14 protein-coding genes and 1 pseudogene are annotated in these 17,428 nt (G+C 45.0%); 3 read left to right on the top strand and 12 right to left on the bottom strand.

The window, feature by feature from the left end; all coding sequences use genetic code 11:
- Positions 1-55: 55 nt before the first annotated feature.
- The 3 genes and pseudogenes from ACFBZI_RS03800 to ACFBZI_RS03790 all read left to right on the top strand — a co-directional run.
- Complete coding sequence (locus tag ACFBZI_RS03800; RefSeq protein WP_375715109.1) at positions 56-2,293, top strand: nitric-oxide reductase large subunit; 2,238 nt, start codon at positions 56-58, stop codon at positions 2,291-2,293.
- A 102-nt stretch (positions 2,294-2,395) separates the two neighbouring features.
- A complete protein-coding gene (locus ACFBZI_RS03795; RefSeq protein WP_375715108.1) occupies positions 2,396-3,268 on the top strand; it encodes a leucine-rich repeat domain-containing protein in 873 nt (290 codons plus the stop codon).
- 6 nt (positions 3,269-3,274) lie between these two features.
- Positions 3,275-3,673 (top strand): annotated as a pseudogene (locus tag ACFBZI_RS03790) (phospholipase D-like domain-containing protein); the annotation flags it as partial.
- Positions 3,674-4,729: 1,056 nt separating this feature from the next.
- On the opposite strand, the gene ACFBZI_RS03785 reads toward ACFBZI_RS03790, so the two are convergent.
- The 12 genes from ACFBZI_RS03785 to rnpA form a co-directional block, all read right to left on the bottom strand.
- Complete coding sequence (locus ACFBZI_RS03785; RefSeq protein ID WP_375715107.1) at positions 4,730-5,353, bottom strand: L-threonylcarbamoyladenylate synthase; 624 nt, start codon at positions 5,351-5,353, stop codon at positions 4,730-4,732.
- Entirely contained in the window at positions 5,340-6,572 is a 1,233-nt protein-coding gene (gene dprA, locus ACFBZI_RS03780) for a DNA-processing protein DprA (RefSeq protein WP_375715106.1), read from the bottom strand. The genes ACFBZI_RS03785 and dprA overlap by 14 nt, the downstream gene beginning before the upstream one ends.
- A gap of 3 nt (positions 6,573-6,575) precedes the next feature.
- Positions 6,576-7,991, bottom strand: coding sequence for a threonine synthase (gene thrC / locus ACFBZI_RS03775; RefSeq protein WP_375715105.1), 1,416 nt, complete (start codon positions 7,989-7,991; stop codon positions 6,576-6,578).
- A 203-nt stretch (positions 7,992-8,194) separates the two neighbouring features.
- Positions 8,195-9,541, bottom strand: coding sequence for a 16S rRNA (cytosine(967)-C(5))-methyltransferase RsmB (gene rsmB, locus ACFBZI_RS03770; protein ID WP_375715104.1), 1,347 nt, complete (start codon positions 9,539-9,541; stop codon positions 8,195-8,197).
- A complete protein-coding gene (gene fmt / locus ACFBZI_RS03765; protein ID WP_375715103.1) occupies positions 9,534-10,574 on the bottom strand; it encodes a methionyl-tRNA formyltransferase in 1,041 nt (346 codons plus the stop codon). Before fmt ends, rsmB begins: the two co-directional genes overlap by 8 nt.
- Positions 10,575-10,706: 132 nt before the next feature.
- A complete protein-coding gene (locus tag ACFBZI_RS03760; protein ID WP_375715102.1) occupies positions 10,707-11,372 on the bottom strand; it encodes a riboflavin synthase in 666 nt (221 codons plus the stop codon).
- A 292-nt stretch (positions 11,373-11,664) separates the two neighbouring features.
- Positions 11,665-12,720 carry a bifunctional diaminohydroxyphosphoribosylaminopyrimidine deaminase/5-amino-6-(5-phosphoribosylamino)uracil reductase RibD gene (ribD, locus tag ACFBZI_RS03755; RefSeq protein ID WP_375715101.1) on the bottom strand — a complete coding sequence of 352 codons (1,056 nt, stop codon included), beginning with the start codon at positions 12,718-12,720 and terminating at the stop codon, positions 11,665-11,667.
- A complete protein-coding gene (nrdR, locus tag ACFBZI_RS03750) occupies positions 12,717-13,187 on the bottom strand; it encodes a transcriptional regulator NrdR (protein WP_375715100.1) in 471 nt (156 codons plus the stop codon). The genes ribD and nrdR overlap by 4 nt, the downstream gene beginning before the upstream one ends.
- Positions 13,188-13,324: 137 nt before the next feature.
- On the bottom strand, positions 13,325-14,722 hold the full coding sequence (mnmE, locus tag ACFBZI_RS03745; protein ID WP_375715099.1) for a tRNA uridine-5-carboxymethylaminomethyl(34) synthesis GTPase MnmE: 1,398 nt from the start codon (positions 14,720-14,722) through the stop codon (positions 13,325-13,327).
- A 117-nt stretch (positions 14,723-14,839) separates the two neighbouring features.
- Complete coding sequence (yidC, locus tag ACFBZI_RS03740) at positions 14,840-16,492, bottom strand: membrane protein insertase YidC (RefSeq protein WP_375715098.1); 1,653 nt, start codon at positions 16,490-16,492, stop codon at positions 14,840-14,842.
- A gap of 173 nt (positions 16,493-16,665) precedes the next feature.
- A complete protein-coding gene (yidD, locus tag ACFBZI_RS03735; RefSeq protein ID WP_375715097.1) occupies positions 16,666-16,986 on the bottom strand; it encodes a membrane protein insertion efficiency factor YidD in 321 nt (106 codons plus the stop codon).
- A 29-nt stretch (positions 16,987-17,015) separates the two neighbouring features.
- A complete protein-coding gene (rnpA, locus tag ACFBZI_RS03730) occupies positions 17,016-17,381 on the bottom strand; it encodes a ribonuclease P protein component (protein ID WP_375715096.1) in 366 nt (121 codons plus the stop codon).
- Positions 17,382-17,428 lie beyond the last annotated feature (47 nt).

Below are 17,428 nucleotides of genomic sequence, written 5' to 3'. Positions count from 1 at the left end.
AGTCAATTTGACTAAAATCACCTGATTATCCCCAATCCAGCCAAAGGAGCAAGAGATGGGAAATTATAAAAAATATTGGTGTTGGCTTGTCGGTACGCTGATTGTTGCCTTCACCCTACTCGGCTGGGGCGGTGTCGAAGTTTATCGCAACGCTCCACCAATTCCAAATCAATTCGTCAGTGCCAATGGCGATGTCATCATGACCAAAGAGCAAATCCTAGATGGTCAATCCGCTTGGCAAACCACTGGCGGTATGCAATTGGGTTCAATCTTAGGTCACGGTGCATATCAAGCCCCTGACTGGACTGCCGACTGGCTGCATCGTGAGCTGGTGGCTTATCAAAATATCAAAGCCCAAGCCCTGTACGGCAAAGAGTTTGACGCATTGAGTGCCAGCGAACAAGCAGGCATCAATGACGAGATGAAAAAAGAATACCGCAACAGTGCCGACAATGGCACAGACAGCGTGGTCTTGTCCGACACTCGTATTCAAGCAATCCAAACCGTCGCCCCTTATTACATCGATTTGTATGGCGATTCACCAGAATTGGCAAGTTCTCGTGAAAGTTTTGCAATGAAAAATAACACCTTGCCTGACTTGACCGCACGAGAACGCTTGAGCGACTTTTTCTTTTGGACCAGCTGGATTGCTTCGGCTGAACGCCCAAATACCGATGCGACATTTACCAACAACTGGCCACATGAGCCATTGATTGACAATGTGCCAACGGCAGAAAATATCATTTGGTCAATCGCTTCGGTGGTGTTCTTAATCGCTGGTGTGGGTCTGATGATCTGGATGTGGGCATTTAGCAAGTCTGAAGAAGAACACATTACCGCACCTGCTGCCGATCCTTTGACCAAACTTAGCCTGACCCCTTCTCAAAAAGCACTGGGCAAATATGGTCTATTGGTCGCTGCTTTGTTCGTGGCACAGGTCTTTGTCGCTGGTGTGGTCGCTCACTACACGGTCGAAGGTCAGACTTTCTACGGCATTCAGCTGTCTGATTATTTGCCATATTCGCTGCTGCGTACTTGGCACATTCAGCTGGCACTGTTCTGGATTGCCACGGCGTTTTTGGCGGCAGGTCTGTTCCTTACCCCAATTATCAATGGCGGCAAAGATCCAAAATTCCAAAAACTGGGCGTGGACATTCTATGGGTTGCCCTAATCATCGTCTGCGTTGGTTCGTTTATCTCACAATATCTTGCCATTGCTCAAGTATTGCCTGCCAATCTTAACTTCTGGTTCGGCCATCAAGGTTATGAATATGTTGATTTGGGTCGTTTCTGGCAGATTCTAAAATGGGTCGGTGTGTTGATTTGGCTGGTGCTGATGACTCGTGGTTGGGTGCATGGCTTTAAACAGCGTGGCGACAAAAACCTACTTGCCATCTTTGTGGCGTCAGTGGTCTGTGTAGGCTTGTTCTACGGCTCAGGTCTGTTCTACGGCGAACGCACCAACATCGCCATCATGGAATACTGGCGTTGGTGGGTGGTGCATCTGTGGGTTGAAGGTTTCTTTGAAGTCTTTGCCACCGCATCATTTGCCTTTATTTTCTATAACTTAGGCTTGGTCAGCTACCGCACAGCGACAGCGTCGGCGATTGCATCGGCAGCTTTGTTCCTAGTTGGCGGTATCCCCGGCACATTCCACCACTTGTACTTTACAGGTACTACCACGCCAATCATGGCAATGGGTGCATCATTCTCTGCCCTAGAAGTCGTGCCTTTGGTGGTATTGGGCTACGAAGGTTATGAGCATTGGTCAAAACAGCACCAAGCCCCTTGGATGCAAAAACTCAAATGGCCAATCCTATTTTTCACCGCTGTGGCGTTTTGGAATATGATGGGTGCTGGTGTGTTCGGCTTTATGATTAACCCACCAATCTCGCTATTCTACCTACAAGGTCTAAACACCACCGCAGTCCACGCACACGCAGCCTTGTTCGGTGTCTATGGTTTCTTGGCACTTGGCTTTGTCCTGCTTATCGTTCGCTATCTGCGTCCAAACCATGCCTTTGATGATGGCTGGATGAAAGTGGGCTTTTGGGCATTGAACGCAGGTCTGGTGCTGATGATTTCTACCAGCTTGCTGCCAATTGGTATCTACCAAGCTCATGCAGCGATGACCGAAGGCTTATGGTATGCTCGCAGCGAAGGCTTTATGCAACAAGGTTTCCTTGAGACGCTGCGTTGGGTGCGTACCTTTGGCGATGTGGTCTTTATCACAGGTGCAGTAACGGTTTCATGGCAGATTGTCAAACTGACCTTTGCCAAATCTGACAACTAATCTCGTCTGTCCATCCAAGCACCGCCCAAGATTTTGGGCGGTGTTTTTCTTGACTGTCTTTTTTTGTTATAATCAAGACAAATGCACACAAGGAGATAAACTATGGCGGATATTCAACCCAAAGGCATTGCCGATATGAACGATGATGAGCTATGGCAATGGTGGTGTGAGCTAGATGATAAATGGCAGTTTTTGCTTTTACAAAATGTCTGGCTTCCCCTTGGTTGGGATCATAAGCCCTATGACAAATCAATTGATTATCGAGCAGATTTTGATTGGCTAGATAAATCTGTCGTTTGGGATCATTTAAAGTATCTGACGCAATTAACTGAGCTTTATGTGTCACTAAACGGAAGTAAAATTACAGATATTTCTGTGTTGCGAAATTTTACGCAATTAACTCTCCTTAATTTAAGTTATAACCAAATCACCGATATTTCTGTGTTACAGAATTTAACAAAATTAACTGAACTTTATTTGCAAGGTAACCAAATTACCGATATTTCCGCTTTACAACATTTGACGCAGTTGAACAGGCTCTGGCTAGGTTGTTATCCCAATTTAGGCTGGCAAAATAACCAAATCACCGACATTTCTGCTTTACAACATTTGACGCAGTTGACCGATCTTGATTTAGGTTACAATCAAATCACCGATATTTCTGTGTTACAGAATTTAACGCAGTTGACCGATCTTGATTTAGGTTACAATCAAATCACCGACATTTCCAAATTACAAGGTTTAGCGAATTTAGAAAACCTTTGTTTGGGCGATAGCCACATTGCAGATATTTCTGTTTTGCAAAATTTAACGCAATTAGATTGGCTTGATTTGAACAATAACCAAATCACAGATATTTCCAAATTACAAAGTTTGGTGAATTTAAAACGTCTCTACTTAAATAACAACCCAATCCCGCCAGAGCAGGTTGATTGGCTCAGAGAACAATTACCAAATTGTGATATTGATTTTTGAGTAAACATAAGCACCGAAGCGATTTTTGAGAATATCAGCGAGCATATCGCCGCCGAGCTATCCTGTGCCACAGACAGCATCTATGTGGCGGTGGCATGGTTTACCAATGCCAGATTGTTTGAGATTTTATTAGCCAAAGCCAAACAGGGCATCACCGTCAAGCTTATCTTGTCAAATGATAAGATTAACCGCCGTGCCAGACTTGACCATGACAGACTGCTATCGGCAGGTGGTGCGGTGCATTGGTTCGGCGATGGCGACACCAATCTGATGCACAATAAATTTTGTGTCATTGACAAGCACACCGTCATCACAGGCTCGTATAACTGGAGCATCAAAGCCGAGTCAAACCACGAAAACATCACCATCAGCCGTGATGACATCTTGGCAAAAGCCTTTGTGGCACAGTTTTATAAAATCATCGGACAAACGCCCAATACAGCCGCCCAAGATGATGCCCTGCCCATCGCCAATATCATCAAGCGTCTGCAGATTCTCAAAAACTATGTGGCACTAGAAGACCTAGACGACATCAGCCGAGAAAACCACAAGCTAAAAACCTACAACCACGATGCGGACATCGCCGAAATCGTGCGTGCCATCGGTGAGCGGCAGTTTGGCGTGGCGATTGAGCGGATTGATGATTTTATCAAAAAATATCACAGCATCAGCGTCTATCAAGATGCCAATGTGGTGGCACTCAAGCTAGAAATCCGCCTGTTGGAGCATGAAATCACGCTGTACGACGACGAACGCACCGAGCTAGAAAAACTGCTGGCGGACTTTAACCATCGTCACAGCATGGAGCTGGGGGATTTGATTGCTGAAATTTTGGCGATGAATAAACAGCTTGCCAAACTACAAAAAAACGAGCAAGCCTACAAGGAAGCCTGCCAAGACGAAAAAGAATACCACGAAACATGGGACGAACAAAAAACCAAAGTCCGCCATGAGCTAACCAATGACCAAAAACAACAGCTCAAAAAGAGCTATAAAAAAGCATCTCAGCTGTGCCACCCTGACCGTGTACCCGAAGAACAAAAAGCACTGGCAGAGCAGGTGTTTTCTGATTTGCGTCAAGCCTATGAAGAAAATGATCTGGCAAGGGTTACAAAGATTTTGGCTGACCTTGAAAAAGGCGTGTTCAAATCACGCAGCCAAACCGTCACCCAGATTGATAAGCTCAAAATCACCAAACAACAGCTGAATCACAAGCTTAGCCAGTTAATTCAAAGCATCAACGAAATCAAACAAAGCTCAAGTTATCAAACTGTGGTGGCGATTGATGATTGGGATAATTATTTTTATGAACAAAAACAACAACTTAGTCAAGAAAAACAGCGACTGCACGCATTGATTATCAGCCTAACATCACCTGATAATTTGTCTGATAATAGCAATAAAACTGGAGGCGATTTAGAAGATTTAGAAGAAAATCCAAACCAAACACCCAATCCGCCCCTAGCGGACGACTTGCCCAGTAACCAAGTCCATGATGCAGCTGGGCTGGACAAATCCCAAGCCGACAGCGTCCAGATACGCCAGCCGATGACCAAAATATTTAACCGCCTGCGTCAAATTTTTGGCAGGTAATTGCCCTGATGGGTTGCAGCTGGTTGAAACCAAAAAACCATAAGGATTGGCGTCTGATACCAAGTTTTGGCACAGTTTTTGTAAGATGGGGTGTGGCGTGATACGCACCGCCAGCGTCCCAAAGTCGCCAGTCAAAATGCGTGGCAGCTTATCCTTTGCCACAGGCACAAGCCAAGTTATCGCTCGCTGATGCTCTTGGACAAAGTGCAGTGATTGACTCTGAATGTGCTGAAGGTATCGTTGGGCGGTTTCATGTGAAACATCGGCAAACAGTGGCAATAATCGCTCGGCAGTATCGGTCAGGACAATCAAACCCTTGCCCAAATTGCGGTTTTTTAGGGCGACAATTTGGGATAATGCCACTTCATCAAAGGCATCACAGCCGATGCCCCACACGCTTTCACTGGGATAAGCCAGCACGCCGCCTTGTTTTAGATAATCGGCAGTGGCAGGCAACTCATCTGGTGTAAAAATCAGCTTAGACTTTGGCATAGCGTCCACCGCTTTGGGCAATCAGCCCCAAAATCTCAAGCTCCATCAAGCCCGCCAAGATGGTGGCGACATCGCTTTGACTTGCTGCCACCAAACTGTCCAAATCACATGGTTTATCTAGGCAAGCATACAGCTTTGACAGATGTTCAGGTACAAAAGGCGTTTGGTTTGTATTTGTGGCGGTGGCTGCGTGCGTATCCGCCAAAGGCTGTGATGGCTGCGACTGGGTAAATGCTGGCTCAGCCGTTGCCGACATTTCGCCATAAACTGACAAGCCTTCGCCAAAATGCTTGGGTAAAGCGTTAAAAAACTCGGCACTTTGACGGCTTAAATCTTCCAAAATCTGATTGGGGTGGTACACCAAAGTCGCCCCTTCACGAATCAAATGGTGGCAGCCTTCGGCATTTTGATTATTGATATGACTTGGTATAGCAAAAACCTGCTTGCCCTGCTCGGCAGACAGCCGTGCGGTAATCAGTGAGCCACTTTGTAGGGCAGCTTCTGTCACCACCGTCGCCAATGACAGCCCAGCCACCAAGCGATTACGCCTAGGAAAAGTATGCTTACTGGCTGGCGTCGCTGGCAACAGCTCAGTAATCAAGCAGCCGCCATCTTGGACAATCTGAGCAAACAGTGCATTGTGATTGCGTGGATAACAAACATCGATGCCTGTTCCCATCACGCCCACCGTGTGGCCTGCCATGCTCGGCAACTGTGCCAACGCCCCCAAATGTGCCTGCCGATCCACACCCTGTGCCAAGCCGCTGGTAATTGTATAGCCTGACTGCACCAGATATTGTGCCAAATCAAAAGTGATTTTTTCGGCATCAGGGGTGGGGTTTCGGCTGCCGACGATGGCAATTTGCCGATCGCTCAGCCTTTGAACATTGCCACGATAAAACAGCACTGGCGGCGGATCGTAAATGTCGTTCAGCATTGGTGGATAATTGTCATCACCAAAAAAACACATCTCATAGCTACCGATGGCAGTTTCACGAGTAACCTTATCAATAAAAGCCAGCACATCGGCGACATCTTGCCAACGCTTGATGTGTGCAGCATGAATCGCCAAATTTTTCCACAGCGACCCGTCAGCCGTCAGTGCTACCTGTGCATCACCGCAGTGCTTGATTAATTTATAATAAGAAATCAGCGAAGTGTTGGTCACATACCAAAGTGCCAACACTGACTGCTTGGCGGATAATGATGAATAAGCCATCACTTAGCGTGCGATAATGTGCTGCTCAATCAATGCCGCCACAGCTTTGGCGTCATTTGGGACGACGGTAACATACTGCGGCTTATTCTCAAGTCCCACAGTATGCTCAGGTCTTGGTAGTGGCACATCACCGACCGCCAAAGCGATGGTTTCTTCAAATTTGGCAGGCAATGCCGTCTCCGCCACCAAAATATATTCGCCAGCGTTTTGGACTTCCTGAGCCACCTTGACGCCATCGGCGGTGTGCGGATCGATGAGTCGTTGGGTTTCGTCATAGACTTTTTTGATGGTATTTAGGCGGTCTTGGTGTGTGGATTTGCCAGCGACAAAGCCAAATCTGTCCGCCACCGTCGCCAATTTGTCCGACAAATCAAAACCCTGCCCATTTTTGACATCATTGAACAATTTCGCCACTTGCTCACTGTCTTTATTTAATAATAAAAAGACAAATCGCTCAAAGTTTGACGCCTTTGAAATGTCCATCGATGGGCTAGAAGTTACATAAGTTTCGCTGGATTTGCGTGGGGTGTATTTGCCAGTGTTAAAAAACTCGTTTAACACATCGTTTTCGTTAGTCGCCACGATTAAGCGAGCAATCGGCAAGCCCATTTCTCTGGCGATATGTCCAGCACAGACATTGCCAAAATTGCCAGACGGCACACAAAAGCTCACCTGTTGTGAATTGTCCGTCGTCGCTGCAAAATATCCCTTAAAATAATAGACAATCTGTGCCAAAATACGACCCCAGTTGATCGAATTGACCGTGCCAAGGCTGTATTTTGCCTTAAATGCCGCATCTTCTTGCAAGGCTTTAACAATATCTTGGCAATCGTCAAACATACCTTCGACAGCGATATTGTGAATATTGGCATCGTCTAGGCTGTACATTTGGGCGCGCTGAAAAGCACTCATTTTGCCATTTGGCGACATCATAAACACTTCAATATTTTGTTTGCCACGCAGTGCATATTCGGCAGCACTGCCTGTATCGCCGCTGGTGGCACCGATGATGGTTAAGCGTTCATTTTTTTGTTTTAGGACATATTCAAAGGCATTACCCAAAAACTGCATCGCCACATCTTTAAAGGCAAGCGTTGGGCCATTGGACAGCTCAAGCAAAGACAAATTGTCATACAGCTTGGTTACTGGGATAATTTCATCGCTACCAAAGGCTTGTTTTGTGTAGGTTTTCTTAATAATTTCACGCAAATCATCGGCAGGAATGTCGGTAGCAAATAATGACATAATCTCAAAAGCCAGCTCAGTATAGCTCAGTTTACGCCAGCGATTCAGCGTATCGCCATCGATATGCGGATAGCTTTCGGGCAACATCAAGCCACCATCTGGTGCCAAACCCATCAAAAGAACATCGCTAAATGACATCGGTGCTGTCTGCCCACGAGTGCTAATATATTTCATAATTTTTCCCAAATTAACAGATTTTCACATAAATAAATTGTAGCATAATTTGACCAAAATTCGTTAAGACTTTTGGCAATATTTTTATAAAATCATCAAAGCCAAAACCATCATCACGGACAATAATCACACAGCCCAGCCAAACTTAACCAACCAAACTGGCTGACAACCAAAATCAATCATATCCACGATTTTGGATACTTTTACCGCTTTTGTAACACCGCATAATAAAAACCATCGCCGTCGTCTTTTGACAGCGGCAGGCATTGATAGCCCACAGATTGCTTGATTTGATTTGGCAAAGTCAAAGTAAAATCCACCGCCGCAGCATCAGGCATTTTTGCCAAAAAATTCTCAATCTGTATGGCATTTTCTGCCTTAAGCAGCGAGCAAGTAACATACAGTAGATGGCCGCCCACCGCCAGATTTTTCCATAAATTTTGCAAAATCTCAGCTTGCAATTCAACCGTCTGCTGGACATCGTCTTTTGTCCGCAAAAGAGCAATATCAGGGTGTCGACGAATCACCCCTGTGGCGGTGCAAGGTGCATCAAGCACAATCACATCAAAGGGTGCGTCCGCTTGATAAGTTGTACCATCGGCACAAATCACATCTGCCATGTCAGCCACTTGTGATCTTGACAAATTATCATGCACTCGCTTAAGTCGCTCGCTGTCGCTATCAAGGGCGGTGATATGTTCCACATGAAACACGCCACTTGTCGCCAACTCTAGCACTTGGGTCAATTTCCCACCGGGGGCAGTGCAAGCGTCCAACATTCTAAAATTTTTGGGCGGATTTACCGATTTTAATAAATGCCCCAAAATCTGTGCATGGCGATCTTGTACGCTGGCATGACCCTGTAAAAAGTTTGGCAGGTTTTTGATTTTTATTGCGTCTTTTAATAATATGCCATGCTCATCACTCACACCAAGTGGCACAACTTCAAAATCAACATTAAAATTATTTAGTAAAACTAAATAATTATCCAAAGTGGTAAACTTGACATTGGTTCGCAAAAATATCGGTGCAGGCTGTCTTAAAGAAGTACCCAGCTCATCATAAACCATTGGCCAATCTTGCTTGAGTTCTTTGGCAAGCCAATTGGGCAGGCTGTGATTTTTTTGTACTTTTTTGCGGTATTTGCCGGCCGATTTTTGCACTTTTCGCAAAATGGCATTTACCAAGCCTGTGCCGTAGTCCTTATTAAGCTCTTTGAGCGCATTAACCGTATCATTAATCGCCGCATATTCTGCCGTATTCATATAAAGTAGCTGATACAGACCGATGTGTAATGCCGCCAAAACACCTTTATCCGAAACTGGTCTTTCAATCAGACTGTCGGTAATTCGTGCCAACGCCCACCACTGGCGTAATGTCCCCAAAAGCATCTCATGCACAAAACCACGGTTATTATCACCAACAGACACAAGCAAAGGCTCAAGGTGTGATGATAATGACTTGCCGTTTAGTATTTCTTCAATAACTAAGATAACTTTAGCACGAACAGATAGCGTTTTATTGTTAAGTTTATTAAAATTATCAGACATTTGTTATCATCTCAAAAATATCGCCATCATTAACTTTATCTGAATTGGCAATTTGTTCTGCATTTAAAGGTTTGCCGCCCGGCCATTGTAAACTGGTCAGATTAATCAAATGCTGTATGCCATCATCAGATGTTCCACATGAAACCAAAATGGCATTTTTGCCCACGCTAACAACTTTACCAGCAGATTCACAAGTTGTCTGATCTGCCTTGATGAGCTTGGCAGAAATAACTTTAATTCGCTCACCATTTAGATGAGAAAATGCATTGACCGCACGGATTTGACGATGAATGAAATACGCATCATTTTGCCAATCGATCTGACCGTCTTGGGTGTGGATTTTTTCGGCATAGTTGGCTTGACTGTCGTCTTGGACTTCTGCCATCGCTTGATATTTTGGCAAATCCTGCAAAACCGCAACAATCGCATCTGCACCCAAATCGGCCAATTTATCATGTAAAGTTACCGTCGTGTCCGTTTCGTCAATTGGGCATGCTACCTTATACAGCATGTCGCCAGTATCCAGCCCTTGAGCCATCTGCATGATGGTAATGCCAGTCTCAGTATCGCCTGAGAGTATCGCACGATGAATCGGCGCCGCTCCCCGCCATCTTGGTAGTAGCGAACCATGGATATTAAGACAGCCAAATGTCGGTGTATTTAGTACACCCAATGGCAAAATCAAGCCGTATGCCGCCACAACCATCACATCAGGGCGGTATTTTGCCAATGTTTCACGTGAAAACTTACCGCCAGTGCCATCGTCTGGCTCATATTTTAGGCTAAAGCTGACAGGCTGCTCCACAGGAATATCGTGTGCCAGTGCTACTTGTTTTACTGCTGAAGCGGTAAGCTTTTGTCCCCTGCCAGACTTGCGATCAGGCTGAGTATAGACAGCGACAATCTCGATATTTAGCTCAGATTGCATGGCGATTAATCGTTGTAAGCTGACGGCAGCAAATTCTGGTGTGCCAGCAAAGACCACTCGCAATTTGCCATTTTGGTTGCTTTGATTATTTTGTGATATTGTCATAATTGACCTTTTATGTAGTTTTTCTAATTTATAAAAACATATAGTAAAATTAAAATTATCAAATATTAATAAACTATTATATTTTAAATATGATAATTTTTAACCTTATAATTATTTATTTTATTTAAATAATTATAAATAAAAACCTGCTTTGGCAAGTGTCTCTTCGGTGATGTTGGTGGCTGATTTGGCATCTTTTTGACCAAGCAATAACCGCTCTAGGTATCTGGCAACCAAATCCACTTCAATATTTACCAACGCCCCCACCGACCAATGCCGAGCAATATTGGTGCGTTCGGCGGTATGTGGAATGATGTTTAAGCAAACCAAATTTTGCTCAGGCTTGATGGCGTTGGTTGTCAAGCTGATGCCGTCCACCGTGATTGAGCCTTTGTCCGCTGTATAACGCATCAACTCGGCTGGGATTTTGATCTCGATATAAATTGAGCGAGCATCTTTGGCGATGTGCTGCACCACACCCACACCATCAACATGACCTGCCACAATATGTCCGCCAAAGCGTGTGGTTGGTAGCATGGCCTTTTCCAGATTGATGGTGTCGCCAACTCGCCACTGATGCAGGGTAGACTTGCTCAAAGTTTCACGGGAAACATCGACCGCATAGGTTTGATTGCCGATTGATACCACCGTCAAACAAATGCCATTTGATGCAATAGAATCGCCCAGCTGAACATCACCAAAATCCATATCTGGTGCATAAATCACCAATTGCACATCACCACCGACTTGATTAATCGCCTTGATAGTGCCAGTGATCTCAATAATTCCTGTAAACATCACAGCTCTCCGATATTTGTGGATAACTTAACTTGTTATCAAAATCTATTTTGGTGTGATAATCAAAAACACAAGTTATCCACAAGCTAAAATTTTAAAATTTTTATGACTTCACTTACTTAAAAAGTAAATAAAAATCAATCAGTTATGTATAAATTATTGCTAAAATTTATCGTGATTTCATCAGTTATCCACAAGCTAAAATTTATCATTATCACAAAATTTTCAGAATTTTTTATTAAAATCAGTCTGTGGATAACTGCTTTATCTCTAAATTTTATTACACGATTTATTAAGCTAATTTATGATAAATTAGGCGAATGTCTTGGTCAATTCTATCGACAGCGTGTAGCGCAAAACGGTACTGATCGCACAACTGCTCAAGCTGACAGCCAAACATCGGCTGTGCTGTCGCCCCCAAAATACACGGTGCTTGATAAACAATCAATTCATCGACCAATCCAGCGGCGACAAATGCCCCAGACAGCCTGCTGCCTGCTTCGACCAACACATCGTAGCACTGGTATTGATGAACCAAAGTCGCCAAAAGACTCGCCAAATCATCTCGCCAAAGCAGTGTATTGGCATTTTGGCACACTTGATAATCATCACCCAACTGAAGGCGACAGCTGCGATCGACAACGACAATTTTTGGCATGGGGATTTGTTCGCTGGCGATGCCCAAGCGACTGCTACGCACCGTTAAGGCAGGGTTGTCAGCGATAATCGTGCCAGAGCCTGTGATGATGGCGGCACTTTTGGCACGCAGCTGCTGCACATCTTCTCTGGCACCGCTGCCAGTAATCCACTTGGACTCACCAGACGCCATGGCAGTGCGGCCGTCCAAACTGCCAGCGACTTTTAGGCGGACATAAGGCATACCTGTTGCCATCGCCTTTAAAAACCCACGATTTAGCTGCACGGCCTCAAACTCACAAACACCTGTAACAACTTCTATGCCGGCAGCTTGCAATTTTTTGACGCCATTGCCAGCAACTTTGGGGTTGGTATCTAGGCTTGCAATCACCACACGAGCCACTTTGGCATCAATCAGCGCATCGGCACAAGGCGGCGTGCGTCCAGTGTGGCTGCATGGCTCAAGCGTCACATAGGCTGTTGCTCCAGTGGTGTCAAAGCCTTGATTGTTAGCAGCACGCAAGGCAAATCTCTCAGCGTGCGGCTCGCCAGCCTTGGGGTGGTAGCCTGTGCCGATGATTTGCCCATCTTTGACCAATACGCAGCCGACTGCAGGATTTGGGCGAGTGGTAAAAATGCCCTTTTTGGCTTCATCAATCGCCAACATCATAAAATAAACATCTTGCGATGATGAGAACTTGGATAAGTTCATGAAATTTCACCATTTTTTGGCAGATTAATCTTGTCCAATTCCTCTTGAAACTGGCTGATATCCTGAAAATCTCGATAAATGCTGGCAAAGCGAACATAAGCCACATCGTCCAACGCCTTAAGCTCACTCATCACAATCTCACCCAGCACCTTACTTGCCACCTCTCGCTCACCCAGCTTACGCAGAGCCTGCTCAATGTGGTTGATGCTAATTTCTATCTCATCGGCACTGATGGGGCGTTTTTGTAGTGGTAGAGCAATCGAACGGCGTAATTTGTTCTGGTCATAAGGCTCAATGCGTCCACTGGCTTTGATGATGCGTGGCATGACCACCTCACACACCTCAAAAGTGGTAAAACGCTCACCGCACGCCATGCACTGACGGCGACGGCGTACCTGGGCACCCGCCGCTGCCAATCGAGAATCCATGACCTTGGTATCATCTGCATTACAAAAAGGGCAGTGCATTGCCACTCCTTTTAATTTTGATTATTTAGAAAAATGTTAAAAATACAAAAATCTGAACTTTTTATTTGATTTTTGATTATTTAGACAATGATGATAATTTTACTAAATTAACTAACAATTTAATAAAGTAAAATTCATTACTTGCCAATACAAAAACTTGAGAAAATTTTCCCCAAAAGCTCATCGGCACTCAGCTGCCCTGTAATCTCACCCAAAGACTGTTGGGCCTGTCTTAGGCTTTCTGCTACCAACTCACCTGCGTGATAATAAGTCAGCTGCTCGTGAGCTTGCATGGCGTGTTGCTTAGCACGCTTTAGTGCATCGATGTGGCGAGTACGGGCAATCAAACTGTTTTCAGGTGGGTGAAAGCCCGCTTTATCACTCAAAACCTGCACCAGTTTATCGATGCCTTCTGTGGTTTCACATGAAACATGAACAACGGTAGGCAATGTATCAGTTTTACATGAAACTGTATCAACAGGCTTACCCGTCAATAAATCGCATTTATTTGCCACCATAATCAGCTTTTGCTGCATCATCTCGGACAAATCCACCGCCAATTCATCAGCAAACAATTCATGAGCCAGTGCCACAGGGTCAGACTCTGCAGTCACATCATAAACCATCAGCAGCACATCGGCTTTATTAATCGCATCAAATGCACGCTGAATGCCGATTTGCTCTACCTTGTCGGCAGTTTGTCGCAGTCCTGCGGTATCCGTCAAATGCACGGTCAAGCCGCCCAGCACCAGCGTTTCTTCTAGCGTATCACGAGTGGTACCAGCGATGTCGGTAACGATGGCCCTGTCCGTGCCAGACAGTCGGTTGAGCAGACTGGATTTGCCAGCATTGGGCTTGCCTGCCAGCACCACATGCACGCCATCACGCAAGAGCTGACCTTGCTTGGCAGTTGCCAAAATATCATCAATACCTGATAGAATATGATTTAATTTATTCTCAATCACACCATCGGACAAAAAATCCACATCTTCTTCATCAGGAAAATCGATTGCTGCTTCAACATACAGTCGCAAATGGGTCAGATTATCAGATAACTGATTGATTTTATTGGAAAATTCGCCAGTCAATGAGCGGATTGCACTGCTGGCTTGTGCTACCGAAGTGGCAGCAATGGCGTCGCTGATTGCTTCGGCTTGCACCAAATCAATCTTATCATTTTCAAAAGCACGATACGAAAATTCGCCTGCTGTCGCCTGCCGAGCCCCCAGCTCAAACGCACGAGCCAGCAGCATATTTTGCAGCACCATGCCGCCATGCCCCTGCAGCTCAACCACATCTTCGCCAGTGAACGAATGCGGTGCTTGAAAATAAATCACCACCCCTTCGTCAATAATGGCATCTTGGCCATAAAAACCGCTAAAGTGTGCCTTTCGTGGCGTCAAGAAATCACGCCGTGTGATGGCACAGCCAATTTGATAGGCATGCTTACCTGACAGGCGAATCACACCGACACCGCCTTGACCAATCGGCGTAGCAATGGCGGCAATGGTCGGCTGCTGAGAAAGTATTGTCATAATTTTGATAAAATTTGCAAAAATTAACCTTTTATTCTATCATTTTTAAATGAATAATTGCCAACAAAAAAAATCCCACAGTTGCTAGAACTGCGGGATTTTTATCATTAAGAGCAATTAATTGGCTTGTCGTGCTTGCATTTCACGCTCGACACGCTTATTGACCAAATGCTGATGCGTCATGCTAAACAGGTTGTTTACCGTCCAGTACAGCACCAAACCTGCTGGGAACCACAGCATAAAGATCGAAAATACCACTGGCAAAATTTTCATCATTTTGGCCTGCATCGGATCGGTCGGTTGTGGGTTAAGCATTTGTTGGACAAACATCGTAGCACCCATAAAAATCGGCAAAATAAACCAAGGATCCATCGCTGACAAGTCGGTAATCCACAATATCCAGGGGGCATGACGCAGCTCAATGGATTCAACCAATACCCAGTACAAAGATAAGAAAATCGGCATCTGAATCAAAATCGGCAAGCAGCCTGCCATCGGATTGACTTTTTCGTCACGATAAATCTGCATCATCTCTTGGCTCATTGCCATGCGATCATCGCCGTGTTTGTCTTTAAGTGCTTGCAATTTTGGAGCGATAGCACGCATTTTTGCCATCGAAGTGTAACTTTTGTTTGATAGCCAAAATAAGGCAATTTTAACAATCAAAGTCAAGGCAATGATTGACCAGCCCCAGTTGCCAAGCACCTTATGGACATTGTCCAAAATGGCAAACAGCACTTTGGAGATTGGCCATAATAAGCCATAATCCACTGTTTTATTTAAGCCTTCTGCCACTGGTGCCATTTCAGATTGTACTTTTGGGCCAGCGTATAAGGTGCTATTTAGGGTGATTTGCTTGTTCGCCGCCACATTGACCACTGGGCTATTATAGCCGATATAAAAATCATTGCCTGTGGTGCGTGCAAAAAATTGAGCATCAAAGCTGCTTGACGGCGTCCAAGCAGAAACAAAATAATGCTGCACAATCGCCACCCAGCCGTCTTTGCTCTTGATGTTCAAGCCGTCGCCAAAATTGGTGAATTTTAGCTTATTATAAGGATCGCTTGGCACACCCCAAGCACCACCCAAATAAGTCGCCATGCTAAGCATGCCCTTATCTTGTAGCCCCGGATCTTTGCTGGCATCTCGTTTTAGCTGGGCATACATTTGACCCTGCCACGGCTTATCAGAATTGTTATTGATATTGTAGCTTAGGTTAATTGGGTATTGACCAGCATTAAAGGTATAGGTCTTGGTGATGGTTACGCCGTCTTTTTGATAAATCAAAGGCACTTGCAATGAACCTGCCGCCGTATCCAGCTCATAGCTGCTGCGTGGACTGCGATACACCGCTCGAGATTCGGCGGTATCGATGCCATCACGCCCAATCAAGCCTGATTGTGCCACATAAGTGCGTGCATTGGTTTGTTCAAGCAGCACAAATGGCTCATCGCTGCCTTTGGTGGCATTGTATTGCTTTAATGCCGCATAGACGATATCACCGCCCACTGGATTGATTTTGATGTCATAGCGGTCAGTGCTGACGCTGATCAGCTGATCGGCAGTCGCCTGCGTATCGGCAGCCACATCGGCGGTTAGACTTGGAACATCGCCACCTTGAGCAGTTGGTATGTCAGCGTGCGTACTTTGAGTTGCCACAGGCTGTGTGGTTGCAGGTGTGCCTGCATAATCATCACGCCATGCCAAAATCAGCAGATATGCTGTAATCAGCATCGCCACGATGATTAAAATCCGAAGAATTTTTTGCATAAATTTCAAATCCATTAAGCGATAAATGGCACAAAGCTTGAGCCTAGATTAATTACCAAACCCTTTATTGTACTAAAAATACGGCCAAAATCCTAGAAAATATTCATATTTATAAAGTATAGATTCAAGCAAATCAGATTTTTGATGAATTTTTAAGCAGTTTATCTGCCTGCCTAGCTGTTTGCCATCAAATGATTGAGTCTAGATACATAACTTTGTCGATCACGATAAGGCAATGCAAACGCGACACAAGCTGGCGTATAGTGATAGCGATACAAAGGCAATGGCACAAAATCAATGCCTGAGCCGCCCCATGGGTGGCAGCGACCGATACGACACAGCAGCAAAGGCAAGCCCCGACCGACACCATGCCAAATAATCGCCTGCTTGCCATAAGTTGAGCAAGTCGGGTAATAACGGCAGCGTGGCGAGAGCATCGGGCTGATGTATTGCTGATAACAGCGAATTATCAATAAAATCAGATTTTTAATCATATCTAATTAATAAATCCTTATCGTGAAAATTATTTTCCGTACAATTTATTAATTTTACTAAACATTTCAGCGACTTCAGGGGCGATGTCAAAGGCTCTGTCATAACCAACTTTGACAATCACCACCATATCAATACCAGCCAAATTGGTTTTTGATTGGCGAAATTGCTCACGAGTCAGCCGCTTGATGCGATTGCGATCCACCGCTTTTTTGAGCTTTTTTTTGGTGATGGCAAGACCAAGCCTTGCAGTGTTACCATCATTTTTGGCAATAAAAGCCAGCAAATGTGCGGTGTGGATTTTTTTTATCGGTGCGGCAAAAACCCGCTGAAACTCGCCAGCGGTTAATAACCGATCGGTTTTTGTAAAACCATGTGTCGTCGTCTGTGTTTGCATAATCGTTGGTTTTGTCGTCAGTTGTTGTGCTAAAATCAATCATTGTA

Source organism: Moraxella marmotae (assembly GCF_042219885.1).
Classification (GTDB): domain Bacteria; phylum Pseudomonadota; class Gammaproteobacteria; order Pseudomonadales; family Moraxellaceae; genus Moraxella; species Moraxella marmotae.
Note: the sequence above shows the minus strand (reverse complement) of the source record. Positions and strands in the feature narration are given on the sequence as shown.

Bases quoted from the DNA above. Each gene is read 5' to 3' on its own strand.
- fmt (WP_375715103.1), bottom strand. From the start codon at position 10,574: ATGACAATATCACAAAATAATCAAAGCAACCAAAATGGCAAATTGCGA.
- yidC (WP_375715098.1), bottom strand. From the start codon at position 16,492: ATGCAAAAAATTCTTCGGATTTTAATCATCGTGGCGATGCTGATTACA.
- rsmB (WP_375715104.1), bottom strand. From the start codon at position 9,541: ATGTCTGATAATTTTAATAAACTTAACAATAAAACGCTATCTGTTCGT.
- rnpA (WP_375715096.1), bottom strand. From the start codon at position 17,381: ATGCAAACACAGACGACGACACATGGTTTTACAAAAACCGATCGGTTA.
- ACFBZI_RS03760 (WP_375715102.1), bottom strand. From the start codon at position 11,372: ATGTTTACAGGAATTATTGAGATCACTGGCACTATCAAGGCGATTAAT.
- dprA (WP_375715106.1), bottom strand. From the start codon at position 6,572: ATGGCTTATTCATCATTATCCGCCAAGCAGTCAGTGTTGGCACTTTGG.
- ribD (WP_375715101.1), bottom strand. From the start codon at position 12,720: ATGAACTTATCCAAGTTCTCATCATCGCAAGATGTTTATTTTATGATG.
- mnmE (WP_375715099.1), bottom strand. From the start codon at position 14,722: ATGACAATACTTTCTCAGCAGCCGACCATTGCCGCCATTGCTACGCCG.
- ACFBZI_RS03785 (WP_375715107.1), bottom strand. From the start codon at position 5,353: ATGCCAAAGTCTAAGCTGATTTTTACACCAGATGAGTTGCCTGCCACT.
- nrdR (WP_375715100.1), bottom strand. From the start codon at position 13,187: ATGCACTGCCCTTTTTGTAATGCAGATGATACCAAGGTCATGGATTCT.
- yidD (WP_375715097.1), bottom strand. From the start codon at position 16,986: ATGATTAAAAATCTGATTTTATTGATAATTCGCTGTTATCAGCAATAC.
- ACFBZI_RS03795 (WP_375715108.1), top strand. From the start codon at position 2,396: ATGGCGGATATTCAACCCAAAGGCATTGCCGATATGAACGATGATGAG.
- ACFBZI_RS03800 (WP_375715109.1), top strand. From the start codon at position 56: ATGGGAAATTATAAAAAATATTGGTGTTGGCTTGTCGGTACGCTGATT.
- thrC (WP_375715105.1), bottom strand. From the start codon at position 7,991: ATGAAATATATTAGCACTCGTGGGCAGACAGCACCGATGTCATTTAGC.